This is a genomic window from Microbacterium sp. STRO-2N, from assembly GCF_057747775.1.
The window spans coordinates 3,769,140-3,791,755 of the sequence record NZ_CM173223.1; the positions used below are offsets into that span (position 1 = coordinate 3,769,140).

At 70.8% G+C, this 22,616-nt stretch carries 20 protein-coding genes and 1 pseudogene; 9 read left to right on the forward strand and 12 right to left on the reverse strand.

The genetic code is table 11. The annotated features are described in order from the left end of the window. The first annotated feature begins 19 nt into the window (after positions 1–19). Together AC3ANN_RS17315 and AC3ANN_RS17320 are read left to right on the forward strand one after the other, a co-directional pair. Positions 20–892, forward strand: coding sequence for a siderophore-interacting protein (locus AC3ANN_RS17315; protein ID WP_488338621.1), 873 nt, complete (start codon positions 20–22; stop codon positions 890–892). Then, positions 889–1,536, forward strand: coding sequence for an ECF transporter S component (locus tag AC3ANN_RS17320; RefSeq protein WP_488338622.1), 648 nt, complete (start codon positions 889–891; stop codon positions 1,534–1,536). Before AC3ANN_RS17315 ends, AC3ANN_RS17320 begins: the two co-directional genes overlap by 4 nt. A gap of 305 nt (positions 1,537–1,841) precedes the next feature. Here AC3ANN_RS17320 and AC3ANN_RS17325 read toward each other — a convergent pair whose 3' ends face one another. Both AC3ANN_RS17325 and AC3ANN_RS17330 read right to left on the reverse strand, forming a co-directional pair. Beyond that, the gene (locus AC3ANN_RS17325) at positions 1,842–3,005 is read right to left on the reverse strand and encodes an acyl-CoA dehydrogenase family protein (protein WP_488338623.1); all 1,164 of its coding nucleotides are present in this window, start codon (positions 3,003–3,005) and stop codon (positions 1,842–1,844) included. 131 nt (positions 3,006–3,136) lie between these two features. Next, positions 3,137–4,366 (reverse strand): M15 family metallopeptidase, encoded by a 1,230-nt coding sequence (locus tag AC3ANN_RS17330; RefSeq protein ID WP_488338624.1) that lies wholly within the window; start codon positions 4,364–4,366, stop codon positions 3,137–3,139. A gap of 187 nt (positions 4,367–4,553) precedes the next feature. On the opposite strand from AC3ANN_RS17330, the gene AC3ANN_RS17335 reads away from it, so the two are divergent. Both AC3ANN_RS17335 and AC3ANN_RS17340 read left to right on the forward strand, forming a co-directional pair. Next, positions 4,554–5,660 carry an Rv2578c family radical SAM protein gene (locus tag AC3ANN_RS17335; protein WP_488338625.1) on the forward strand — a complete coding sequence of 369 codons (1,107 nt, stop codon included), beginning with the start codon at positions 4,554–4,556 and terminating at the stop codon, positions 5,658–5,660. 55 nt (positions 5,661–5,715) lie between these two features. Further along, positions 5,716–5,964, forward strand: a complete 249-nt coding sequence (locus AC3ANN_RS17340; protein WP_488338626.1) for a hypothetical protein — start codon at positions 5,716–5,718, stop codon at positions 5,962–5,964. A gap of 31 nt (positions 5,965–5,995) precedes the next feature. Here AC3ANN_RS17340 and AC3ANN_RS17345 read toward each other — a convergent pair whose 3' ends face one another. Next, positions 5,996–6,931: an alpha/beta fold hydrolase gene (locus AC3ANN_RS17345; RefSeq protein WP_488338627.1), complete on the reverse strand. Its 936-nt coding sequence runs from the start codon at positions 6,929–6,931 to the stop codon at positions 5,996–5,998. Between the two features lie 73 nt (positions 6,932–7,004). Between AC3ANN_RS17345 and AC3ANN_RS17350 the strand changes: the two genes are divergently transcribed. After that, a complete protein-coding gene (locus tag AC3ANN_RS17350; RefSeq protein ID WP_488338628.1) occupies positions 7,005–7,664 on the forward strand; it encodes a TetR/AcrR family transcriptional regulator in 660 nt (219 codons plus the stop codon). Positions 7,665–7,892: 228 nt separating this feature from the next. On the opposite strand, the gene AC3ANN_RS17355 is transcribed toward AC3ANN_RS17350, so the two are convergent. Further along, positions 7,893–9,674, reverse strand: coding sequence for a glycosyl hydrolase family 18 protein (locus AC3ANN_RS17355; RefSeq protein ID WP_488338629.1), 1,782 nt, complete (start codon positions 9,672–9,674; stop codon positions 7,893–7,895). Positions 9,675–9,814: 140 nt separating this feature from the next. Continuing rightward, on the reverse strand, positions 9,815–11,545 hold the full coding sequence (locus AC3ANN_RS17360; protein WP_488338630.1) for a DEAD/DEAH box helicase: 1,731 nt from the start codon (positions 11,543–11,545) through the stop codon (positions 9,815–9,817). Positions 11,546–11,826: 281 nt separating this feature from the next. On the opposite strand from AC3ANN_RS17360, the pseudogene AC3ANN_RS17365 reads away from it, so the two are divergent. Together AC3ANN_RS17365 and AC3ANN_RS17370 are read left to right on the forward strand one after the other, a co-directional pair. Next, positions 11,827–12,441 (forward strand): annotated as a pseudogene (locus AC3ANN_RS17365) (DUF998 domain-containing protein); the annotation flags it as partial. Between the two features lie 233 nt (positions 12,442–12,674). Beyond that, positions 12,675–13,313 carry an antibiotic biosynthesis monooxygenase gene (locus AC3ANN_RS17370; protein WP_488338631.1) on the forward strand — a complete coding sequence of 213 codons (639 nt, stop codon included), beginning with the start codon at positions 12,675–12,677 and terminating at the stop codon, positions 13,311–13,313. Positions 13,314–13,435: 122 nt separating this feature from the next. Here the strand turns inward: AC3ANN_RS17370 and AC3ANN_RS17375 are convergent, their stop codons facing one another. From AC3ANN_RS17375 to AC3ANN_RS17400, 6 genes are all read right to left on the reverse strand, one after another. Further along, positions 13,436–17,137 carry an efflux RND transporter permease subunit gene (locus AC3ANN_RS17375; protein ID WP_488338632.1) on the reverse strand — a complete coding sequence of 1,234 codons (3,702 nt, stop codon included), beginning with the start codon at positions 17,135–17,137 and terminating at the stop codon, positions 13,436–13,438. 88 nt (positions 17,138–17,225) lie between these two features. Further along, positions 17,226–17,612, reverse strand: coding sequence for a fluoride efflux transporter CrcB (gene crcB, locus AC3ANN_RS17380; RefSeq protein ID WP_488338633.1), 387 nt, complete (start codon positions 17,610–17,612; stop codon positions 17,226–17,228). Further along, positions 17,609–18,022: a fluoride efflux transporter FluC gene (locus tag AC3ANN_RS17385; protein ID WP_488338634.1), complete on the reverse strand. Its 414-nt coding sequence runs from the start codon at positions 18,020–18,022 to the stop codon at positions 17,609–17,611. The genes crcB and AC3ANN_RS17385 overlap by 4 nt, the downstream gene beginning before the upstream one ends. Positions 18,023–18,054: 32 nt before the next feature. Next, a complete protein-coding gene (locus AC3ANN_RS17390) occupies positions 18,055–19,023 on the reverse strand; it encodes a DNA topoisomerase IB (RefSeq protein WP_488338635.1) in 969 nt (322 codons plus the stop codon). Positions 19,024–19,069: 46 nt separating this feature from the next. Beyond that, positions 19,070–19,336 carry a DUF7218 family protein gene (locus AC3ANN_RS17395; protein WP_488338636.1) on the reverse strand — a complete coding sequence of 89 codons (267 nt, stop codon included), beginning with the start codon at positions 19,334–19,336 and terminating at the stop codon, positions 19,070–19,072. A gap of 48 nt (positions 19,337–19,384) precedes the next feature. Next, positions 19,385–20,290 (reverse strand): SDR family oxidoreductase, encoded by a 906-nt coding sequence (locus tag AC3ANN_RS17400; RefSeq protein ID WP_488338637.1) that lies wholly within the window; start codon positions 20,288–20,290, stop codon positions 19,385–19,387. A 221-nt stretch (positions 20,291–20,511) separates the two neighbouring features. Here AC3ANN_RS17400 and AC3ANN_RS17405 point away from each other — a divergent pair, with 221 nt between their 5' ends. Further along, complete coding sequence (locus AC3ANN_RS17405; RefSeq protein WP_164861705.1) at positions 20,512–20,676, forward strand: hypothetical protein; 165 nt, start codon at positions 20,512–20,514, stop codon at positions 20,674–20,676. Positions 20,677–20,748: 72 nt separating this feature from the next. Here the strand turns inward: AC3ANN_RS17405 and AC3ANN_RS17410 are convergent, their stop codons facing one another. Continuing rightward, positions 20,749–21,531 (reverse strand): MerR family transcriptional regulator, encoded by a 783-nt coding sequence (locus AC3ANN_RS17410; RefSeq protein WP_488338638.1) that lies wholly within the window; start codon positions 21,529–21,531, stop codon positions 20,749–20,751. A 188-nt stretch (positions 21,532–21,719) separates the two neighbouring features. On the opposite strand from AC3ANN_RS17410, the gene AC3ANN_RS17415 reads away from it, so the two are divergent. Beyond that, on the forward strand, positions 21,720–22,616 hold the full coding sequence (locus AC3ANN_RS17415) for a DUF4097 family beta strand repeat-containing protein (RefSeq protein WP_488338639.1): 897 nt from the start codon (positions 21,720–21,722) through the stop codon (positions 22,614–22,616).

Sequence of the window (22,616 nt, forward strand, 5' to 3'; positions counted from 1 at the left end):
CAACCCGAACGGAGAACGCATGGCTCAGGCCAGTCGACTCGTCAAGCCCGCGACCCAGGGTCTCGTGCACCTGACCGTGCTGCGCACGCAGCGCCTCTCGCCCCACTGGATGCGCGTGACGCTCGGCGGCGGTGAGATCGAGCAGTTCCGCCCGATGGGCTACGACCAGTGGTTCCGCATCTTCCTCCCGCTCGGTGGCGACGAGGGCCTCGAACGCCTCCCCGCGAAGGCCAACAAGCTGTTCGGCTATCTGCGGTACCTGCGCATCCCCGACGGCGTACGGCCGGTCATGCGCAACTACACGGTGCGCGCCTACCGTGCGGCGACGGCGACGAAGGATGCCGAGATCGACGTCGACTTCGTGCTCCACGGCTCCGCCGAGGACGGCACGGCCGGCCCCGCGTCGCGCTGGGCCGAGACGTGCGAGCCGGGCGAGAGCGTCGTCATCATCGACGAAGGCCTGGCGTTCAACCCCGAGCGCGGGGTGGATCGCGTCGTGCTCGTCGCCGACGAGACCGGGCTCCCGGCGGTCGCCGGCATCTGCGCGACGCTGCCGGCCGAGGCGTCGGGTCTCGCGATCGTCGAGGTGCCCTCGGCGGAGGATGCGCTGGACTTCGAGCACCCGCCCGGGATCACAGTCCGTTGGATCGTGCGGGAGCACGGCGTCAAGCCGGGGACACTCGCGTTGCAGGCGCTTCGCGAGACGGCGCTTCCGGATGCCCCGTTCCACGCGTATCTCGTGGGCGAGCAGGCCCTGCCGACGGACGGCCGCCGTCACCTCGTCGCCGAGCGCGGCGTCTCGAAGGACCACGTGAGCTTCTGCGGCTACTGGCGCGTGGGCGCCGCGTCGCCCGCTCCGAAGTCGCAGCGCACGACGGAGGTGCACGCGTGAGCGCGGAGGAGTCCACGGCCACGCCGGTGCGGCCCGCACCCCGCGGCCGCTCGAACCGCGCGCACGTCTCGACCGCGTACCTGCTGACGTGCGCCGCGATCGGCGTCGCAGGCGGCATCGTGCTCGCCGCGGGCTGGTGGGTGTCGTCGATGCTGTTCATCGCCGTGCCGATCGTCTCGGTCGCGATCGCGGGGCTGTGGCTCATGCCCGCCGTCATCGCGCTGCGGCTCATCCAGCGCCCGTTCGCGGGCTTGCTCGTGGGGCTCATCTCGGGCCTCGTGCTCGCGCCGTTCTTCACGATCGGCGCGATCGGCACGACGCTGTGGTGGGCGTTCTTCGCCGAGTTGGCGTTCATCCTCGTGCTCTACCGGCTGTGGAACACGTGGCTGCACTACGCGGGCGCGCTGATCGTCGGCGTGGTCTACCCGATCATGGCCGCGGCCTCGTTCGACCTCTGGACGATCCCGCTCGGCATGCAGATCGCGTACTTCGCGATCACGCTGGTCAGCTGCTTCGCCGGCACGTGGCTCGGCATCCTCATCGCCGACCGCCTGCGCAAGGCGGGGGTTGCGAAGCTCGCGCGCCGGCGCGGACTCGCGTCCCGCGGCCTCGGCCGCGGCGCGGGGCCTGCCGGCCAGCACTGACCGCTGCCGAGTCGCCCCCCGGCCCACACCTCACGGCCGCTCCGCAGCGCCCTGCTCCGCAGTCACATCGTGCGCTCCACCTCGCGGATCCGCCCCCGAAAGCGACTGCGGAAGGGACGACCCCGCGGCTCCGCAGTCAGGAAGCGCGGCGAACCGGGCCCCGAGCCGCGGAATGTGACTGCGGAGCGGATGATCGACCCAACGCTGCGCGCGAGGGGCGAGACGGCGGGAACGACGGATGCCGCGACCCGCAGCCCTCGAAAGGGCCGGGGTCGCGGCATCCGTCGCTTCGTGAGGAGTGCTGCTCAGCGCTTGCCGACGATCTGGCGGCTCACGATGTCGCGCATGATCTCGTTCGTGCCGCCGTAGATGCGGTGCACGCGGGCGTCGAGGAACGCACGGGCGATCGGGTACTCGGTGATGTAGCCGTAGCCGCCGTGCAGCTGCACGCCGATGTCGAGCAGCTCCCACTCGCGGTCGGTGGCCCAGAACTTGACCTTCGCGGCCTCTTCGGCGGTGAGCTTCGCGTCCTTGTAGAGCATCATCGCGCGGTCGATGTAGGCCCACAGCACGTCGACGGTCGTCGCCATGTCGGCGAGCTTGAAGCGCGTGTTCTGGAAGTCGGCGACCGACTGCCCGAACGCCTCCCGGCTGAGCGTGTAGTCGCGCGTCCACACGAACGCGGCCTCGGCGGCTGCCGCCGCGGCGACGCCGATCGAGAGGCGCTCGAGCGGCAGGTTCATCATCAGCTGGATGAAGCCCTGACCCTCCTGGCCGCTGATGAGGTTCTCGTCGGGCACGAAGACGTCGGTGAACGACAGCTCGGCGGTGTCCCAGCCGTGGAAGCCCATCTTCTCGAGCTTCTTGCCGTGGTCGAAGCCCTCCATGCCGTTCTCGATGATGAGGAGGCTGAAGGCGTCGGGGCGCGTGCCCTCGCCGGTCTTGACGAACGTCACCACCATGTCGGCGGTCTTGCCCGACGAGATGAACGTCTTCGCGCCGTTGACGATGTAGCCGCCGTCGACCTTCTTCGCGGTCGTCTTGATGCCGCGGAGGTCGCTGCCGGCGCCGGGCTCGGTCATCGCGAGCGCGCCGAGGATCTCGCCGGTCGCCATGCCGGGGAGCCACTTCTCCTTCTGCGCCTGCGTGCCCATGTGGGCGATGTAGGGCACGGCGAGGTCGTCCTGGATGCCGAGGGCACCGGCGAGCGAGCCGAGGCCGGCGCCGATGGTCTCTTCGAGCACGATCGCCCGGAAGCGGTAATCCTGGAGCATGCCGGCGCCGCCGAACTCCTCGGGAACGGACAGCCCGATGATGCCGGCCTCGCCCGCGGCGAGCATCGTGGCGCGGTCGATCTCGCCGGCTTCGTCCCACTGCTTGCGCTTCTCTTCGGACGCGTAGCGCTTGATGAACTCCTTGACGACGTCGCGGAACGCTTCGTGGTCCTCGTCGTAGATATCCCGCTCCATGGCAGGCGAAACCTCTCTCTTCGTCGAGCCCCCGGCCTCTCTCGACCGCGGCATGCTCGATCCTACGCCCGATGGGCGACATCCAGTCTCACCGATGCTGGAATCGAGTACCGCGCGGATGCCTCGGCGGCTCAGTTCGCGTAGCCCGGGGCGGCCTCGAGCCCGAAGAACTCCTCGAGCGAAGTCCATCCGCCGTCGTGATACGCCCGGGCCAGCTCCGGTCCGACGTAACGCAGGTGCCACGGCTCGGGCAGATACCCCGTCACCCCGGTCTTGCCCTCGAGGTAGCGGACGATCCAGCCGTGCTCCCACGCATGCTCCGCGACCCACTGGCCCTGCGGCGTCGCCGCGAGCGTGTCCAGACTTCCGCACGCACCGGCGCAGGCGACGACGTCCACGCCGAGGCCGAGCTGATGCTCGGAGAATCCAGGGCGCGCGCTCACCTGGTCGGCCTGATCCCCGCGCTCGGCGTAGTGGCGACCGTAGGTGCGCTGCTGCGCCTCGTACGACCGGAACCCGCTCAGCAGGGCGATCTCACCCGCGCCGGAGTCACGCGCGGCCGCGACCAGCGAGACGAGGGCGGATGCGGCATCCGTCCGCAATGCGCCGCCTTCGATGTTGCGCACGCCTTCGGGCATCACGAGGCTGTTCGGACGGTAGTCCATGGGCGATGCGGGGCGGAGCTTGTTGACGACGGTCCAGATGCGCGTCGAGTCGCCGAGGTTCACGCACGGCGCGCGTCCCTCCACGACGGCGTCGCGGAACGCCTCTCCGCCGCCGGCTGCGACGATCGCACCCTCGTCGTCGCCTGCCTGCAGCGCAGCCGCGACCTCCGGGACGGCGCAGATGTCGGGGACGACGGGCGCCTGCTCCAGCTCCGGCACCGGCAGCTGTTCCACCTCGGGCGGGGTGTCCGCGAGCGACATGGTCGCGGGGGCGTTCGTCGCCGCAGGCGGGGCCATGAGCGCCGTCACCACGGCCGACGAGCCGAGCAGCAGCACGGCCCCCGCCGCGAGTCCCGTGGCGACCGCGATCCGGCCCATCCTCCGGGGACGGGCGTGGCGTGCCGGCGAGGCCTCCGCCGCGTCGAGCAGTTCGGCGCCGCGGGCGGCGCGGCGGGCGCTCGCCACCGGCCGCGCTGCGGCTGTGCCGGTCGTCGAGCGAGAGGCGACGCCCCGGCCCGCGCCGGGCGGATCGGAGACGCTGCGTGCGGGCCGGATGACGAGGTCTCGGGGCAGCCCGCCGGGTGGCACGACCGGCCCCGGCACGGGCGCGAAGTCGTCGCTCGGCATGTCGAATGCGACCAGCCGGTCCGCCTTCGTGTCGGTCTCGCGGGCGCGCCGTTCCGCCTCTTCGCGCATCGCTCGAGCGGCACGACGAGTTCCGGGAATGGACCGGGGGGCTGCGGGCGGGCCGGGCACCGTCACGTCTGCCATTCTGGCCCGAACGTCGGATGGGCGCGAGGGACGAGGCATCAGTCGCTTCTTGATGTTCGAGGCGTGCGCGTCGTGTCTTGACGTCGGATCGAACATCTGTTCTCATGGACTCATGCGGTGGCAGGGTCAGGAATTGGGCGTGGCGGATGCCGCGGCCCTGCCGGGCATGGAGCAGCTCAACGGTCTGGTGCGCTCGGTGACGACCCCCGAGTTCGCCGGAGTGACGTTCCACGAGGTGCTCTGCAGGTCCGCGCTCAATCACGTGCCGAGTGCATCAGCGATGCCCTTCGACTGGACCGTGAACCCCTATCGGGGCTGCTCCCATGCGTGTGTATATTGCTTCGCCCGCGGGACGCATGAATACCTCGAGCTCGACGCGGGCCGGGACTTCGATACGCAGGTCGTCGTCAAGATCAACGTCGCCGACGTGCTCGAGAGGGAGCTGCGGCGCGGGTCGTGGCAGCGCGATCCGGTGATGCTGGGCACGAACACCGACCCGTACCAGCGCGCCGAGGGCCGGTACAAGCTCATGCCGGGCATCGTGTCGGCGCTCACCGAGTCGGGCACGCCGTTCTCGATCCTGACGAAGGGCACGTTGCTTCGCCGAGACCTGCCGATGCTGAAGGATGCCGCAGCCACCGTGCACGTGACCCTCGCGATGTCGATAGCGGTGTTCGACGACGAGCTGCAGCATCTCATCGAGCCCGGCACCCCGAACGCGACCGCTCGACTCGAGACCGTGCGGGCGGCGACCGAGGCCGGGTTCCGGGTCACGGTGTTCCTGATGCCGATCATCCCGCACCTCACCGACTCCATCGCGGCGATCGATCACGCCCTCACGCGTATCAAGGAGGCGGGCGCAGTGCGTGTCGTCTATGGGGCCCTTCACCTTCGCCCCGGGGCGAAGCAGTGGTTCTTCGAGTGGCTCGAGCAGCGGCATCCGGAACTGGTCTCGTCGTATCGCGGGCTGTACCCCGGCATGAGCGCCAACGCGCCGAAAGCGTACAAGGCGTGGCTCGCCAAGCGCGTGCGGCCGCTGCTGCGGGTGCACGGTCTCGACGGACGCGCCGAAGACGACCAGCCTCGCGGCACGCCGGTCTCGGGACTGGCTGCGCGAGCCGACGCACGTGCTGCGTCGATCGTCGTGACGTCGCGTGGCCGCGCGGCTGCACGCCCCGCCGGTGCGCGAGCCGCCCCGACGGCGACGCCGCTGTTCTGAGGTCGAAACGCACCGGGACGCCTGCCGGGTGCGAGTCGCTCGGTAGGCTCCGACCGTGACCCCCTCGCTGCGCAAGCTCGATGTCCTGGTCGGCATCTGGATCGTCCTCGGGCCGATCCTGCTCGTGGCCGGCCTGATGTTCGCGTTCTCGAGCCCAGGACTGCTGCCGCTCATCGGGGCGGTGTGCGCCTCGTTCGGCGGCATCCTGCTGATCGCTGCGCTCGTGGGCAAGGTCGCGATTCTCGCCGTGCAGGCCGTCGACGAACGCGCCCGAGTGGCCCCGGGACACGACCCCGAGAACTGACACTCCGCCCGCCCGACCGACGGCCTGGCCGTCAGGCGAGTGCCGACACCGGCTCGGGCGTCGCGTGCTGTGCAGCGGCCTCGGCTTGCGCAGCCGGCCGGGGCGCGGCATCCGTCGTCACGAACTCGAGCACCGCGTCGAGGAGAGCATCCGCGCGCAGGATGCGGCTGTGCCCGAGCCCTGTCGTGGTGAGCGAGATCGAGCCGGCGTTGGCCCCGGCGATGCGGGCGGCCTCGTCGAAGGGCACCATGCCGTCACGCTCATCGTGCACGACCAGCAGCGGAGTGCCCTGCGGCAGTGGTCGACGGACGGCACTGAGCCACGCGAACGGGTCTTGGTCGGCGGGGAAGTAGCGCCGGGCGAACAGCGCGGTGAGCTCGCGCGTGACCCCATCGGAGTAGCCGAGCATCGTCTGGAACTGCGCGAGCAGCAGCTCGGCGTCCGCCGGTGAAGAGACCGTGACCACGCGCTCCGCCTCGATGCCACCGGCGACCGATACGAGTGACCCGAGCCCGCCGAACGAGTGACCGACCACCGCGGCGAACCTGCCGTGTCGCGTCTGCAGCTGCGTCAGCACGTCGACCCAGTCCACGAGATAGGTGCGTCGTCCGGCGGAGTCGCCGTGAGCCGGCGCGTCGAAGGCGACGACCCGGTAGCCCTCGGCGACGAGCTCGCGCACGAGCGTCGCGAACTGGCTGGCCCGGCCATTCCAGCCATGGGCGAGCACGACGGTCCGAGGACCCGTGCCCCACTCGTACACGACGACGTCGACGCCGCGGCGATCGACTCCCGCGACCCGGATGGTGCGGCGGAGCGCACGCGACATCGTCGGCTCATCATCGACGTGCACCGGCCGTGGCTTCGACACGTAGGCGAACAGCGGCAGCGCGATCGACGCTCCCCAGCGCGGGGAGACGGCCGATGCGGCACGGACGGACGTGCCGGCGAGCGCGAGTCCGAGGTCCATGGGTTTCTCCGATCTCGAAGTGTACGAACGATCGTACGTATGAATACGAACGATCGTACGGTAACATGGACCCATGGCACAAGAGCGGATCGACGGCCGGCGCGTGCGCGGCGACGAGTCACGGCGCACGATCCTCGCGCACGCTGTCGACACCGCATCGGTCGACGGGCTCGACGGTCTCACGATCGGGCGTCTGGCGGATGCCGCGGGCCACAGCAAGAGCGGAGTCGCCACGCTCTTCGGCTCGAAGGAGCAGCTGCAGCTCGCCGTGGTCGCGGCGGCCCGCGAGGTCTTCATCGAGCACGTCGTCGCCCCTGCGCGCGCCGGCACCGAACGGGGGCTCGCGCGCGTGTGCGCCCTCCTGACGCACTGGATCGAGTACTCCGAGGCCCGCGTCTTCCGCGGGGGCTGCTTCTTCGCCGCGACCTCGGTCGAGTTCGACTCCAAGCCGGGGCCCGTCCGCGACGCGATCGTCGCGGCGTCGAGCGAGTGGGAGGACTACCTCACGGTCAGCATCGAGTACGCGATGGCCGCGGGCGAGCTGCCCGAGCTCGTCGACGCCCGGCAGCTCACGTTCGAGATGGTGTCGTTCCTCGAGGCCGCCAACACCCGCTCGCTGCTCTACGCGAGCGCCGAGCCGTACGCGCGCGCCGCGACGGCGCTGCGGACGCGGCTCGCGAGCCTGGGCGCCGACCCCGTGCTCGTCGCGACCGTGAGCGCACACGTGGCCTGAGCGGCCGCATCCGTTCCCGTCGCGAACTCACGGCACGACGGGCGCGCACCGGCGTGTACGGATGCGGGGGGATCTCGCCGACACGCCGACGACGGATGCCGCCACGCGGCGTGTCGACCGAGACCTCCGCTTCTGTGCATCGCGACCCGCCGCTGGACGCCGCAGGGCGGGCGCGCCTTCGGGTGGCGTGCCCGCCCTGGGCCGATCAGGGGTGTCGGCGCGGGCCGGTCAGCGCGTCCACGGTCCGTGCTTGGCGCCGGGCTCGTCGGCGCGACTCCACCACTGCGCGGTGTAAGTGACCCCGTCGTAGATCACCTGGTCGCCCTTCGCGTAGATGCGGTCGGCGTACCAGTCCTGCACAGTCGCCGGGTCGACCCCGCACGCGGTCAGCGTGCTCCACGGGCCGCGCACGGATGCACCGGGTTCGTCGCCCTTCGCGTACCACTGCGCCTCGTACACGCGCCCGTCGAGGAACACCAGCTCTCCCCCGCGGTACGTCGTCCGGGCGTTCCACGGCTCGGCCGCGGCATCCGGGGTCTGCGCGCACAGGAGCGCGGGCGAACCGGCGACCGGCCCCGCCGCCGCGGCACGCAGCACGTCGGCCGATGCCGCCGAGAGATCGCCCGCGACGTCGTTGCCGATCTCCCAGAAGTCGACGCCGCCGAGCCCCTTCGAGATCGCCCACGCTGTCTTCTCGGCGACGGCGAGCTCGTCGTCGAACGACCAGAACTCGCGGGTCGCGGCGTCGTAGCCCCACGTCGCGTTGAACGCGCCGTCGGCGGTGTACTCGTGATGGATCTCGAGGTCGCGGGCCTTCAGCTGGTCCCACGTGATCTGGCCGAGGCCGCCGCCCGAGACGCTCCACGGCTGCGGCTCGGCATCCCGCCATCCCTGCCCGTAGGCCGCGAGGCCGAGGTTGAGCTTCGCCGGGTCGACGCCCGCGGTGATGTAGGAGGCGACGACGGTGTCGAGGCCGAGCCCCCAGTTGTGCGCGGGGTCGCCGTACACGTTGCCCTGATGCCCGGTCTCAGCCGCCCATGAGCCCCACAGGTCGTAGCCCTGCAGGTTGCCGTAGTCGAGGTGCGCCCACAGTTCCGGCGAGTTCCAGCCGCCCGCGGCGATCTGGGTCGGTCCGGCCGGCAGGAACGCCGAGATCTCGTACTCCGCGCCGCTCTCGGCCTCGACCGCGTCGAGCTGCGCCCGCAGTTCGGCGACGAACGCGAGGAAGTTCGCCTTGTCGTTGACCGGGTCGACGCTGTTGCCGACCTCCTGGGCCCAGTCGGGGGCCCCCGGCCACTCCCAGTCGAGGTCGAAGCCGTCGAAGATCCCCGTCGCGACGCCGTCGCCGCCGCGGCCGTCGATCTCGGGCAGGTTGCCGCGGATGTAGAGGTCGATGCACGACTCGGCGAGCCCCGCGCGCAGCTCGGGTGTCGCAACCGCCTTCGAGAACGACTTCGACCACGACCAGCCGCCCAGCGAGATGTTGACCTTGAGGTCGGGGTACAGGCGCTTCAGCTGCCGCAGCTGGTTGAAGTTGCCGGCGAGCTTCTGCTTCTTTCCGTCCGGGGTGCCGAGCACAGACTGCTCGGCGGTGAAGGCGTGGACGAAGTCGCTGTCGGCGTCGCCCGCGGTGTCGGTGAGCCCGGGACCGGCGGCCGGCGTGTCGGAGATGAAGCACGTGTACGGCTCGACCTCGTCGAGGCCCTGCACGCCGGCCGCACGCGCGGCGTCGAGCGCCGCCTGGTCGCCGGCGATGTTGCCGAACGAGTAGTTGAGGTGCGTGAGGTTCTCGCCGGCGGCCGTGTCGACGAACAGCCGCTTGAGCGTGGCCTGGGCCTCGCCGGTCGCGCGCCATTGGCCGTAGTAGCCGACGTTGCGGTACCCGTTGAGGGTCGTGGTGGGGGTGGGGTCTTGAGGGGCGGCGGCGACGGCAGGGGATGCCGCCATCAGGCCGGCGACGAGCGCTCCGGCCACGGCGGCTGCGAGAGCCGGGATTCTGCGGGGGGACACACAAGCTCCTTCGGTTGCGGTGGGGCGGCATCCGTCGGAGCGATTTAGGTAAGCGTCCTAACAAATACCGTATGCTCATTCTGGCATGAGCGACCGCTGCGAGGGAAGACCCCCGGCTGAGCCGGCGTAACGGGCAGCTGTCAGCGCGCGGCGCGCAGTTCGTCCAGGATCGCGACCCCGGGGCGTGCCTCGTCGAACGGCGCCTCGATCTCGGCGCGCTCGAGCAGCTCGGCCAGGCGTGCGCGGCGCTGGCGCGTGACGAGGGTCACGACGGTCCCCGAGCGCCCGGCGCGTCCCGTCCGGCCGGCGCGATGCAGGTACGACTTGAACTCGTCCGGCGGGTCGGCCTGGATCACCAGGTCGATGTCGTCGACGTGGATGCCGCGTGCCGCGACATCCGTCGCCACCAGCACGCCGACCTTGCCCGAGGTCAGTCGCTCGAGGTTGCGGGTGCGGCGAGCCTGGTCGAGGTCGCCGTGGAGGGCGAGCGCGCGGACCCCCGCTTGCTCGAACTGCTCGGCCAGCATCTCGGCGTAGGCGCGGGTCCGCGTGAACACGAGCGTCTTGCCCGGGCGGTCGACGAGCGCCCGGAGGATCTCGGCCTTGTCGCGGTGATCGATGACGAGCACGCGGTGGTCGATCGCCGCCGTCGCCTGGGTCTCGCCGGCGACCTCGTACACCGCCGGATCGGAGAGGAACTCGGCCACGAGCGCTTCGACCTCGCGGTCGAGCGTCGCCGAGTACAGCAGCTTCTGCGAGCGGCGCGGGGTGCGGCGCAGCAGCCGCTGGACCGCCTCGACGAAGCCGAGCTCCGCCATATGGTCCGCCTCGTCGAGCACGGTGACCCGGATCGCAGAGAGGTCGAGCGCTCGCTGTTCGACGAGGTCCTCGATGCGGCCGGGCGTGCCGATCACGATGTCGACGCCCTTCTTGAGGGCGCCGAGCTGCCGCCCGTGCGAGACCCCGCCGTAGATCTGGGTCGTGAACAGCCCGACGCTCCGCGCTATCGGCTGGATGGTCGCATCGATCTGCAGCGCGAGCTCACGGGTCGGTGCGAGGATCAGCGCACGCGGCGCACGGCCGAACTCGCGCTTCTGCCCCGCCTGCGACCGCAGGATGCTCTCCACGAGCGGCGCGCCGAATGCGATCGTCTTGCCCGATCCGGTGCGGCCACGGGCGAGCACGTCGCGTCCCTCGAGGATCGGCGGGATCGTGGCGGCCTGAATCGCGAACGGATGCCGCGCCCCGAGCTCGTCGAGCGCCTTGACGATGTTCTGGCCGAGGCCGAGGTCGCCGAAGGTGGCCCCGGCGAGATCACCGGGTGCGATGGCCTGGGCGTCGAGCCGCCGGTGCTCGGCTGGCTGGGCGTCGCTCCGCGCGGGGCCGCGGCCGCCACGGTCGGGCTCGCGTCGTGCACCGGAGGTCTCGCGTCGTGCACCGGCGGTCTCGCGACGGCGGTGGTGCTCGGTGGGGCGGTCGCTGCCGGCTGAACGGCGGTCACGGTCGACGGGGCGATTCTCCCGGTCCGCCGGACGACGATCCCGGTCGGGCCGGCCCTTCGACGGCGTCGCGGGTTCGGAGCCGGTGCGCCCGTCGCGGGCGTGGGTGCGGATCGCCCGTGCCTCATCCCGCCCCGCCCGCTCCTGCTCCGACCAGCGGCGCTTGGCGGAGGCATCCGGAGCCTGCGCGCGGAAGCCGCGATGACCGGGGCTTCGGCTTCCCGGTTTGCCCGCCGAGGCCTCGCCGGGGCGGCGCTTCGGCTCGTCGCCGGCACCGCGCCCGGCGTCCTTCGCCGCGCGGTACTTCGGGTTGTACCGGGGGTCGAAGTTCTTGGCGGCGCGGCCGCCGGCAGGCTTCTTCTTCTTGGGCATGCGCGTTTCCTCGTTGTGCGTCCGTGTGGACTCGCACACCGCCCGAACCCGCGCGGCGGCCGGAGCCGACCGCACCAGCGTACCCGCGCGCATCCTGCGCAAATCCTTAGCGATGCGAAAGACAACCAGCATTCTTTCCGCTGTCCGGGCTACTGTGTGAGCTAGCGGCTTGCCGCTGACTGGGGAATTCTGTTGTTGTCGTACTGGCGGGCCCCGGTGTCGGGTCCCGTTGGGGGCGGCCCGGTACCGGCAGGTGCGCCACAGAACCGATCGTGAGTCGCATGCCTCCCACGACCCTCGCCGACGCATCTGAAGCACCACCAGCTCCTCTCGCCATAGGCGCCATCGTCGATGTCGCCGTGTCCACGCCCGTTCCCTCGCCGCGTCCGGCACGCTCCGGCGCGGAGCCCGCACACGACGCCGTCGCGCACGGCATCGGCCGCCTCGCGGTGCTGTCGCTCCCGGTGGGCGTGATCGTCGCGGCGCTCACCACGCAGGACCCGCTGTGGTGGCACCACCACTTCTCGCAGCTGGGAACGTTCACCGACTTCTCGGCCCGCACGTTCAACACCACGGTGATGTTCTCGGGGTTCTTCCTCGCCGCGTACGGCGTGTTCCTCGCCGTCGCACTTCCTCCGCAGACCGGTCGCCGCGCGGCTCGTGCGTTCCGCGGCTCCGTCGTCTCGGCGGGACTGCATCTCACGGCCGTCGGTCTCGTCCCGATCCCGGTGAGCCCGGTGATGCACGACATCATCGCGAGCGGCCTCGGCCTCTCCTTCCTCGCGATCGTCGTCAGCGCCCTCGCGCTGCCGGGCTGCAGCCGCGGCTTCCGGCGGGCCACGGCGGTGTGCGTCGCGCTGCTCGCGGCGGGAATGGTCGTCCTCACCGCGGGGCTAATCACCCTCGCCCTGTTCGAGCTGGTCGCGTTCGTGTCGATGGGCGTCTGGCTCCTGTCCCTCCCCCGCGCGCTCGTCCGCCGTGGCCCGGCCACCGGCCTCACTCGACCGCACCGCACGCTGCGTTCCGCTCCGCATCGCGCTCGCCGGGCCGCATCCGCACCGAGCCGGCGCGCGAGCTGGCGCCCGGGGCCGGTCTCGCGCATGGACGAGGTCGCCCGAGAATGGACGACATGGCAGAACCCGTGGCCCACCCCATCACCGTCGCGATCGAACGACGCATCGATCCCGCCCGCACCGTCGAAGCCACGAGCTGGATGCAGGCAGGAACCGATCTCGCGAGCGGCTTTCCTGGATTTCTCGGCTCAGGCTGGGTCCGCGCCGGCGAGGGCAGCGACCTCTGGTACATGCTCTACCGCTTCCGCGACATCTCGACCCTCGAGGACTGGGAGCAGTCGCCCCAGCGTGCGTGGTGGCTCGACTCGGGTCGCGCCTTCGCCCGCGAGGTCCGCGTCGAGCGACGCACCGGCATCGAAGGCTGGTTCGACGCTCCGTTCGCGACGACGGTCGAGTCGCGTGCGGCCGGTGCAACCGGGGCGCACGGTGGCGGCGAGCCGTCGCGGACCGGGCCGATCCAGCAGCCGATCCCGGCGGCGCCCCCGCGCTGGAAGCAGGCGGTCACGATCTGGCTCGGGTTCTTCCCGACGAACCTCCTGGCGACCTGGCTCCTCGGGTTCGTCCCCGGCTTCGGCGAGTGGCCGCTGATCGCCAGGGTCCTGCTGACGACCATCCTGCTGACCCCGGTCATGACCTATGCGGTGCTGCCCTGGGTGACGCGCCTACTGCGCCCGTGGCTGCAGCGCTCCGCCTGACGCTCGGGCCGACGACCTGACCCCCGGATCCGGGGGCGCGAAACACCAGTCCGTCACCCCGACACACCGGCGACGGATGCCGAGTCCCGGCGCGTCAGGTCACCGACCCCTGCTTCCGCGTCTCAGTCGCGGCTCTCGTCGGCGCCGGGCTCGTCGGCGCCGGGCTCGGGCTCCGGCTGCGAGTCGCCTTCGGCAACCGGCGCTGAGGGTTCGGGCTCAGGCTCACCCTCGGATCCCGGTCCGTCTCCGGCCTCGGCCTCGGCCCGAAGCTGGGGCTCGCCCTCGGCGCCGAGATGCTCGGCGTCCGAAGCGGACGCCTCCGCGACCGGCTCACGCTCGACGACTTCACCCTCGATCGGCTCAGCCTCAGCTGCATCCTCGGGCTGCACGTCCTCGCCCTCGACGGGCTCGCTCTGCTGGTCGTCGACCTCAGCCGCGGCCCCCTCGGGCACGTACGCCTCGACCCCGGCGCCGGGCTCAGCCGCGGGGGCGTCGACCGGCTCCCCGCCGGGCTCCGCGTCCTCCGGCACCTCGACGTCAGGGGCCTCCTCGAGCGGCGGGACCGCGATCGCTGCGGCGCCGGCCGCACCGGCCGCCTCCCGCAGACGCCGCTGACGACGCGTCTCGAACCCCGCCTCCGTCGCACGCGCACCCACGAGCGCGGGCTCGGCCGCGGCATCCGTCCCGTCGGGCGAACCGCCCTCGGGAGCCGGGCCGCCGTCGCCACCGTCACCGCCGTCGTCGCCGCGGCGTCGTGCCTCGCGACGCTCCTTCGCCCCTTCCACGAGGTTGTAGAGCGTCGGCAGCACGAGCAGGGTCAGCACGGTCGAGGACACCAGTCCGCCGATGACGACGATCGCGAGCGGCTGCGAGATGAAGCCGCCGTGACCGGTGATGCCGAGCGCCATCGGAGTGAGCGCGAAGATCGTCGCGAGCGCCGTCATGAGGATCGGGCGCAGGCGTCGCGCGCCGCCGGCGATCGTCGCGTCGCGGGCGGACAGGCCCTTGGCGCGGTACTGGTTCACGAGGTCGACGAGCACGATCGCGTTCGTCACCACGATGCCGATGAGCATCAGCACACCGATGAGCGAGGCGACGCCGAGCGGCACGCCGGTGGCGATCTGCAGCAGGATCGCGCCGGTCGCGGCGAACGGCACCGAGATCAGCAGCAGCAGCGGCTGGCGCAGCGACTTGAACGTCGCCACCATCACGATGTACACGATCAGGATGGCGGCCAGCAGCGCGAGGCCGAGCTGCGAGAACGAGTCCTGCTGCTGCGACACCACCCCGCCGAGCGACGCGTCGGCGGATGCCGGCAGGTCGGCGTCCGCGATCGCCTCGGTGACCGCCGTGGTCGCGGCGGTGAGGTCGTCGATCGACGGCGTGACCGTCACGGTGGCGGTGCGCTGGCCTCGCTCGGTGGTGATGGATGCCGGACCCTCGCTCTCTTCGACGGTCGCGACCTCCTCCAGCGGGACGGGTCCGGCCGCGGTCGGCACCGGCAGCTGCCGCAGCTCGTCGAGGGATGCGGGGGTCTCGGGAGCGGCGAGGTAGACCGTGAGCGAGGTGTCGTCGATCTCGGCCGTGCCGATGGAGCGCGGCTGCATGGTGTTCGACACGAGGGCGCCCACGGCGACCTCCGACAGTCCGAGCGAAGCGGCGGCGTCGCGATCGACGACGACGGCGATGTACGGGAGCGAGGCCGACAGGTTGCTCGACACCTGGCCGATGCCGTCGAGACCCTCGACCGAGTCGACCACCGCGTCGGTGGCCTCCTGCAGCGTCTCGGAGTCGGGTGCGGTGACGTCGATCTCGATGTCGCTCGAGCCGAATCCGCCGCCCGCAGCCGCCACGGTGACCTCGCCGACGTCCTCGAGGTCGGCGACGGCCTGCTGCACGTCCTCGCGGATCGCGACCTGGTCGGCGTCGGGATCCGTCGTGATCGAGTAGGTGATCCCGGCGCCGCCGCCTGAGAAGGCGTCGCGCAGCGGCGACCCGCTCGAGCCGATAGAGACCTGGACGGTCTCGATGCCGGGGATGCCGATGAGGGCCTCCTCGACCTGCTGCGCGGCGGCGTCCTCGGCCTCGAGGCTCGGCGAGGCCCCGATGTCCTGCGTGACCGTGAACGTGTTCTGGCCGGAGTCGCCCAGGAAGTTCGTCTTCATGAACGGCGCCGCAGCCGCGGTGCCGACGAGCACGAGCACCGCGAGCAGCAGCGTCACCCACGAGTGCTTGAGCGTCCAGCGCAGGATCGGCAGGTACGACCTCTGCAGGCGCGACGGCGGGGCGTCGGCCGCCTCAGGGTCGACCTGGTTGCCGTCGGCGTCGAGCAGCGGCTTGCCGGGCTTGAGGAACCAGTACGCGAGCACCGGCACGATCGTGAGCGCGACCAGCAGCGACGCCGACATCGCGATGGTCACGGTGAGGGCGAACGGCCGGAACAGCTCGCCGGTGATGTCGCCGACGAACGCGATCGGCAGGAACACCGCGACCGTCGTGATCGTCGACGACGTGATGGCGGTCGCGACTTCGCGCACCGCGAGCTTGATCGACGCCAGCTTGTCGGCATCGCCGACGTAGTGCCGTTTGATGTTCTCGATCACGACGATCGAGTCGTCGACCACGCGTCCGATCGCGATCGTGAGTGCACCGAGGGTGAGGATGTTGAGGGAGTAGCCGAACGCCTGGATGCCGATGAATGTGATGAGCACGCTCGTCGGGATCGAGATCGCCGCGACCAGCGTGGAGCGCACCGACAGCAGGAACACGAAGATCACGAGCACGGCGAACACGAGGCCCAGCAGGCCTTCGACGGCGAGCGTCTCGATGGACTGCTCGATGTAAGGCGCCTGGTCGAACACGACGGTGAACTCGGCGCCGTCGAGCGAGTCCTCCAGTTCGGGAAGCAGCGTGAGCACCGCGTGCGACACGTCGACGGTGTTCGCAGCCGGAAGCTTCGTGATCGCGATGGTCAGCGCGGGCTCGCCGTCGACGCGCGAGATCGAGGTGACCGGGTCGGTCCCCTGCTCGACGGTGGCGACGTCGCCGATCGTCACGGTGCCCGCCGCGGCCTGCTCCGGTGTGGTCGGCACGAGCGGAAGCGCGGCGATGTCGTCGACCGTCGTGATCTTCGACCCGGTCTGCACCGTGAGCGTCTGCTCGCCCTCGGTGACCTCGCCGCCCGGGAACAGCACGCCGTTCTGCTCCATCGCATCGGTGATCGCCTGCTGCGTGAAGCCGGCCTCGGCGAGCGCGGCCTGGTCGGGCGTCACCGTGATCCTCTGCCCCACGCCGCCGACGATCGTCGCCGTGTTCACGCCCTCGATGTCTTCGAGGTCGGGGATGACCGATGCCTCGAGCTGCGCCTGGATCGCCTCTTCGTCGTCGTAGCCGGTCACCGCCAGCTGCACGACCGGGAAGTCGTCGATGCTCGCGGTGAGCACCTGCGGCTCGACGCCCTCCGGCAGCTGGTTCTCGATGCGGTTGATCGCCTGCGTGACCTTCTGCTCGGCGGTCGCGAGGTCGGTCCCGTAGGTGAAGGACGCCTGGATGACCGAGGCGTTGGTGGTGCTGGTGGCGCTCGTGGACTCGAGCCCGGCGACGCCCTGGATGGCGGTCTCTATCGGCGTCGACACGTCGTTGCCCACGACCTCGGGCGACGCGCCCGGATAGGTCGACACGATGATGAGCGCGGGGAACTCGATCGACGGGATGAGTTCCTGCTTCAGATTCGTCAGCGCGAGCCCGCCGAAGATGGCGGCGACGATCGTGATCAGCGCGATGAGCGCGCGGTTCTTGAGACTCAGGACGGCGAGGTTCGACACGGCTGCCTTCGCAGGTGAGGTGGTGCAACGGAGGACGGGAGCCCAGGACGATACGGGAATGTATCCGTTTCAGTATTTCATGCGGTTCTCATCCGGCCGCGCCGGCGATCCACGCTCCCAGGAGCAGACCCACTCCCGCGCCGAGCAGCGCGAGCGCGAGCGTGCCGAAGAGGTTGAGCGCGGCATCCCGCCACCGCCGTCGCTGAGCGAGCAGCACGGTCTCGACCGAGACGGTGCTGAACGTCGTGTAGCCGCCGAGCAGCCCCATCCCCACCGCGACGGCGAGCTCGGGCGCGATGCTCGTGCCGAGCCCGGTCAGCAGCCCGAGCGCGAAGGACCCCGAGACGTTCACCACCAGGATCCCGATCGGGAACCGCCGGCTCTCCGCCGGTGTCAGCAGCAGGTCCACGACGTACCGGAGCGCCGCGCCGAGACCGCCCGAGACGGCGACGACGAGCATGAGCCACGCCCTCATTTGGCGGCCTCCGGCGGCTCGATCTCACCCGGCCGGTCTGCGATCCGGCGTCCGACGAAGAGCCCCGCGATCGCGCCCGCGACTCCTCCGGCGACGGATGCCGCGGCCAGCCCTGCGGCGACCACCGGCGTCGAGATCCACAGCGCCGTCTCGACCGCGAACGCGCTGTAGGTCGTGAACCCGCCGAGCACGCCCGTGCCGAGAAAGGCGCGCAGGTGCGGGTGGCGCCCGTCGAGCCCTCCGACGACCACGCCGAGGAGCAGCGACCCGAGCAGGTTGATCGCCAGTGTCACCCACGGCACGAGCTCGGCATCCCCGAGCGGCGCGACGATCGCCGCGCGGGCGAGCACCCCGACGGTTCCTCCGACCGCCACGTACGCGAGCACGCGGGAGTCGACGCGCCGGGGCATGCGTTCACGCTACCCCCGGGGCCACGCTGCGTTCAGCGGCCGGGGCGGATCAGGGCGCGGATCGCCGATTCCGGCGCGACCGTGAGGTCGAGCAGCCGGCCGTCGCGATAGCGCGAGAACACGCGGGGATCGATGTACGAGCCGCGCGCGACGGACGGGGTGTTCCCCAGTGCCTCGGCGGTCACCCGAACCGCCAGCGACTCGGCGCGCTTGCGGTCGCGCTCAGTGTCGACGGTGCCGATGCGCGCGAGCGCCTCGGCTGCGAGGATCGTCCCGCGCAGCGTCCTGAAGTCCTTCGCGGTGAACTTCTGACCGGTGAGCGAGCGGACGAACTCATTCACGTCGGCCGCGGTCAGCGGCACGCGCTTGCGGCCCCGCGACCAGGCGAGCAGCGGGGAGCGCGGTCGCCCGATCACGAGCAGCTCCATCGAGCTGGCGAGGTCCTCGTCATCGATCTCGAGCTGCTGCCGCTTGCCGCTCTTGCCCGGAAATGACAGGGTGACCAGCGAACCGTCCACGGCGGCGTGCCGACGCTGCAGCGTCGTGAGACCCCGGCTTCCGTGCCGCACGAGGTACCGCTCGGCCCCGATGCGGGGCGCGGCCTGGTCGAGGAGCCGGAACGACACGGCGAGCACGTGCTCGCGGTCGAGCGACGAGTGCCGCAGCAGCGTCGTGACGCGAGCCCGGGCCCGGGGCAGCGCTTCGGCGAGCGCGAGGGCACGAGCGAACTTGCCGCGGTCCCGGCCGGCCGTCCACATGGGGTGGTACACGTACTGCCGGCGCCCGGCGCCATCGACGCCGACCGCCTGGATGTGCCCGTCCGGCCGGACGCTGATCCACACGTCTTCCCACGCCGGCGGAATCACCAGCTTCCGGATCCGCTCCGAATGGCGCCGCGGGGGCGTGCGCCCCTTCGCATCCAGGTAGCGGAAGCCGGATCCGGCTCGCACGCGGCGGAATCCGGGATCCTCGTAGGGGCGCACGCGCGCGAGTCTCGGCATCCGTCACCCCCTTCGACAAGCCCGGATGCCGCTTCGCGTCGCCGGTTCAGTGGTTTCGCAGCATCGAGATGAGCTCGGACTTGTTCTTGCCCGAGTATCCCTTGAGCCCGAGTTCCTTCGCACGCTTGCGCAGTTCGGGCACGGTGCGCTCGTCGTAGTCCTTGGCGTTCGCGCCGCGGCTGCCGACCTTCTTGCGCCCCTGGCTCGCGGCCGCGTTCGAGATGCGCGCCGCCTTCTCTTTCGACGCACCGTCCTCACGCAGCTCTTCGTACAGCTCGCGGTCTTTGAGGTTCGATCCGCGTCCCTTGGGCATGCGATGCTCCTTCCCTCGTCGTCCGCGCTCACGGACGTCTCCTTCTCGTCAGAGTCCCTTGCCGCCCGTCACCGGCAGGATGGCACCCGACGTGTACGACGCCTCCTCGCCGGCGAGGTATACGTACGCGCCGGCGAGCTCGGCCGGCTGGCCCGCACGCCCGAGCGGCGTGTCCTGGCCGAACGACTCGAGACGCTCGGCATCCCATCCCGTCGCCGGGATGAGCGGGGTCCAGATCGGTCCGGGCGCGACGCCGTTCACCCGGATGCCCTTCGGCCCCAGCTCCTGCGCGAGCGCCTTGACGAAGGCGACCTGCGCCGCCTTCGTCATGGCGTAGTCGATGAGGCCAGGCGACGGGTTGAACGCCTGGATCGATGTCGTCACGATGATCGACGACCCGGGGTTGAGGTGCGGGATCGCCGCACGCGCCGTGAACAGCTGCGCGTACAGGTTGGTGCGGAACACGCGGTCGAACTCGGCCGTCTCGAGCTTGTCGAGCCCGTTCCGGTCCTTCTGGTACGCGGCGTTCAGCACCAGGATGTCGAGCCCGCCGAGCTCGCCGACGGTGCGGTCCACGATCTCGGCGCAGAACTGCTCCTCGCGCAGGTCGCCCGCGAGCGGCAGCGCCTTGACGCCCGCCTCGCTCACCCACCGCACCGTCTCGTCCGCATCGTCCTGCTCTTCGGGCAGATAGGCCAGCGCGACGTCGGCGCCCTCGCGTGCGAACGCGATCGCCACCGCCCGGCCGATGCCCGAGTCGCCGCCCGTGATGAGGGCACGGCGCTCGCTCAGCCGAAGCGATCCGCGGTAGGTGCGCTCGCCGTGGTCCGGGGTCGGACGCATCTCGTCGGTGTGGCCGGGCTGATCCTGCTCCTGCGAGGGGAAGCCGCCCTCGTGGTGCTTCTGGGTCGGATCTGTCGGCTCGGTCGGCTCAGTGGGCGCGGAGGTGCTCATGCCGCGACGCTACGGCGGCGGGAGGTCCCGCTCACGGGGGTTGACATCGCGACGGGGCGCCATTACCCGCCAGAGCCGCCGCGTGGCGCGCGCGGCTATCACCGCCGCGGGAATCTCGTCAAGCCCCTACGACCGCGCCCTTGGCGGTGCCACTCTCGGATCGTGCCCACGAGGCATCCGATGCGCTTCCGCGCATCGACTACGCAGAAGGAGTGACTCCTATGAACCTCGCCCTGATCATCATCATCGTCGTCGCGATCATCCTTGCGATCGTCGGCGGCCTCAACTCGGCGCTGAGCTGGCTGCTGTGGGTCGCGCTCATCGTCGGAGTGATCGCGCTCATCGCGTTCCTGTTCCGGGTCATCAGCGGCAGCCGCAACACCTGACGACGGCACCGCATCCCGGAGAGACCGGATGCCGCGACCCGGCCGGGTCGCGGCATCCGTCTGTCCAGGGGACTACAGGTTCGCCTCCGCGTACACGCGCAGCGCGTCGCGCACGAACTCGGCGCCCGCGGTGCCACCCTGGCTCGTCGCGTAGTTCGCGCCGAAACGCGGGTCGGCCACGTACATCTCGCCGAGGCCGATGACGTAGGCCTTGACGTCGCCGCCCGGGGCGGCCGCGGGCGTCCCCGGGATGCCCGTGAGCCACTGGACGTGGCGCTCCGCGAGCGCCTGAGCGTCGCCGCTGTCGGGTGCGATGCCCGCCTCGGCGGCCGCGATCCAGTCGCGGCCGAGGTCGGACGCACGCTGCTGCCACGCGGACTTCTCGTCGGCGCTCATCGAGCGCCACCAGCGGTCGCTGTCGGCGTAGGCCTTCTTGCCCCACCGCTGCTCGACCTCCTCCTTGTACTGGGTGTGGTCGAATCCGTCGAACATGTTCTCTGCCATCAGTTCTTCACCTCCCTTCAATGCCGTGATGGTGCTCTCGACCGACGCGATCTGCCGCGCCAGCCGGTCCTGCTCCTGACGCAGCCACGCGAGGTGCGTCTCGAGCGCGTGGGCTTCGGATGCCTCGCGGTCGAGCACGTCGGTGATCTGCGGCAGACCGAGCCCGAGCTCGCGCAGCAGCAGGATGCGCTGCAGGCGCACGAGCGCGGCCTGGTCGTAGTAGCGATAGCCGTTGTGGCCGATGCTCGACGGTGCGAGCAGGCCGATGTCGTCGTAGTGGCGGAGCGTGCGGCTGGTGGTGCCGGCGAGCTTCGCGATCTGCTGGATCGACCATTCGCGATCGTGGTCCATGACGCCTCCTCTCGTGTCGTTCGCGTCGTCGTGTGCTCCACGCTAGAGGTTGACGTTGCGTCAAGGTCAAGCGTCCGTTCTCTGGCGACGAAGACGGACGCTTGACATGAACGCGATATATCGTGTTATGCTTCTGGCACGCGATATATCGCGACATGACCCTCGCAATCAGCACAGGAGAACCAGACATGACCCTGGAGAAGTGGATCATCCACCCGGGCGAGACGCGCGTCATCGACATCGAGGATGTGCGCTCGCTCAAGGTCGGCCTCGTGGGAGGCCAGATCGACGTCATCGCCCACGACGAGCCAGGCGCCCGTATCGAGGTGCACGGCGTCACCATCAAGGACCTGCGGATCGAGGTGACCGGCGACACCGTCGAGATCGATCACCCGCAGCTGCGGTGGGACAACTTCCTCGAGGTGTTCCGCAACTTCGGCGCCGGCGGGCCCAAGGCCGAGATCAGCGTCGCCGTGCCCCGCTCGGTGGCTCTCAACCTCGGCGTCGTCAGCGCGAGCGCGCTGGTGTCGGGCCTTCGCAACGACGCCCGGCTCAACACCGTCTCGGGCGACATCATCGTCGACGGCCTCACCGGCGACCTCACCGTCAACGCCGTCTCGGGCGACGTCCAGGTGCGCGAGCTCGTCGGCGGCCTGAGCGCCAACAGCGTCTCGGGCGACGTCGCCGCCACGGGAGCGCTGCGCAAGGCCACGATCGACACGGTCTCGGGCGCGATGCTCGTCGACTCGACCGGCGACCTCAGCGCGGTGAACCTCAACACCGTGAGCGGCAACGCGACGGTGCGCCTCGACAAGGGCTATCCGGCGAACTACGCCATCCGCAGCGTGAGCGGCCGCGTGCTCGTGGACGGCGCGGTCCGCTCGGGCACCGGCGCCGGTCCCCTCACGAACTTCGTCGGCTCGACCGGCGAGCTCAGCGGCAACTTCGCCGACGTGCGCGCCAACAGCGTGTCAGGCGATGTGACGGTGCTGCGCCGCGCCGACACGACGACGGATGCCTCGGCTTCGGCCGACGCCGCGGGCGTCGATGAAGCGGCCGCAGGCGTCGATGAAGAGGAGTGGTGA

What these genes read in the sequence shown, in the direction of transcription:
- AC3ANN_RS17315 (WP_488338621.1), top strand. Translation starts at nt 20, where the DNA reads ATGGCTCAGGCCAGTCGACTCGTCAAGCCCGCGACCCAGGGTCTCGTG.
- AC3ANN_RS17325 (WP_488338623.1), bottom strand. Translation starts at nt 3,005, where the DNA reads ATGGAGCGGGATATCTACGACGAGGACCACGAAGCGTTCCGCGACGTC.
- AC3ANN_RS17330 (WP_488338624.1), bottom strand. Translation starts at nt 4,366, where the DNA reads ATGCGCGAAGAGGCGGAACGGCGCGCCCGCGAGACCGACACGAAGGCG.
- AC3ANN_RS17335 (WP_488338625.1), top strand. Translation starts at nt 4,554, where the DNA reads ATGCGGTGGCAGGGTCAGGAATTGGGCGTGGCGGATGCCGCGGCCCTG.
- AC3ANN_RS17345 (WP_488338627.1), bottom strand. Translation starts at nt 6,931, where the DNA reads ATGGACCTCGGACTCGCGCTCGCCGGCACGTCCGTCCGTGCCGCATCG.
- AC3ANN_RS17350 (WP_488338628.1), top strand. Translation starts at nt 7,005, where the DNA reads ATGGCACAAGAGCGGATCGACGGCCGGCGCGTGCGCGGCGACGAGTCA.
- AC3ANN_RS17360 (WP_488338630.1), bottom strand. Translation starts at nt 11,545, where the DNA reads ATGCCCAAGAAGAAGAAGCCTGCCGGCGGCCGCGCCGCCAAGAACTTC.
- AC3ANN_RS17370 (WP_488338631.1), top strand. Translation starts at nt 12,675, where the DNA reads ATGGCAGAACCCGTGGCCCACCCCATCACCGTCGCGATCGAACGACGC.
- crcB (WP_488338633.1), bottom strand. Translation starts at nt 17,612, where the DNA reads ATGAGGGCGTGGCTCATGCTCGTCGTCGCCGTCTCGGGCGGTCTCGGC.
- AC3ANN_RS17385 (WP_488338634.1), bottom strand. Translation starts at nt 18,022, where the DNA reads ATGCCCCGGCGCGTCGACTCCCGCGTGCTCGCGTACGTGGCGGTCGGA.
- AC3ANN_RS17390 (WP_488338635.1), bottom strand. Translation starts at nt 19,023, where the DNA reads ATGCCGAGACTCGCGCGCGTGCGCCCCTACGAGGATCCCGGATTCCGC.
- AC3ANN_RS17395 (WP_488338636.1), bottom strand. Translation starts at nt 19,336, where the DNA reads ATGCCCAAGGGACGCGGATCGAACCTCAAAGACCGCGAGCTGTACGAA.
- AC3ANN_RS17400 (WP_488338637.1), bottom strand. Translation starts at nt 20,290, where the DNA reads ATGAGCACCTCCGCGCCCACTGAGCCGACCGAGCCGACAGATCCGACC.
- AC3ANN_RS17405 (WP_164861705.1), top strand. Translation starts at nt 20,512, where the DNA reads ATGAACCTCGCCCTGATCATCATCATCGTCGTCGCGATCATCCTTGCG.
- AC3ANN_RS17410 (WP_488338638.1), bottom strand. Translation starts at nt 21,531, where the DNA reads ATGGACCACGATCGCGAATGGTCGATCCAGCAGATCGCGAAGCTCGCC.
- AC3ANN_RS17415 (WP_488338639.1), top strand. Translation starts at nt 21,720, where the DNA reads ATGACCCTGGAGAAGTGGATCATCCACCCGGGCGAGACGCGCGTCATC.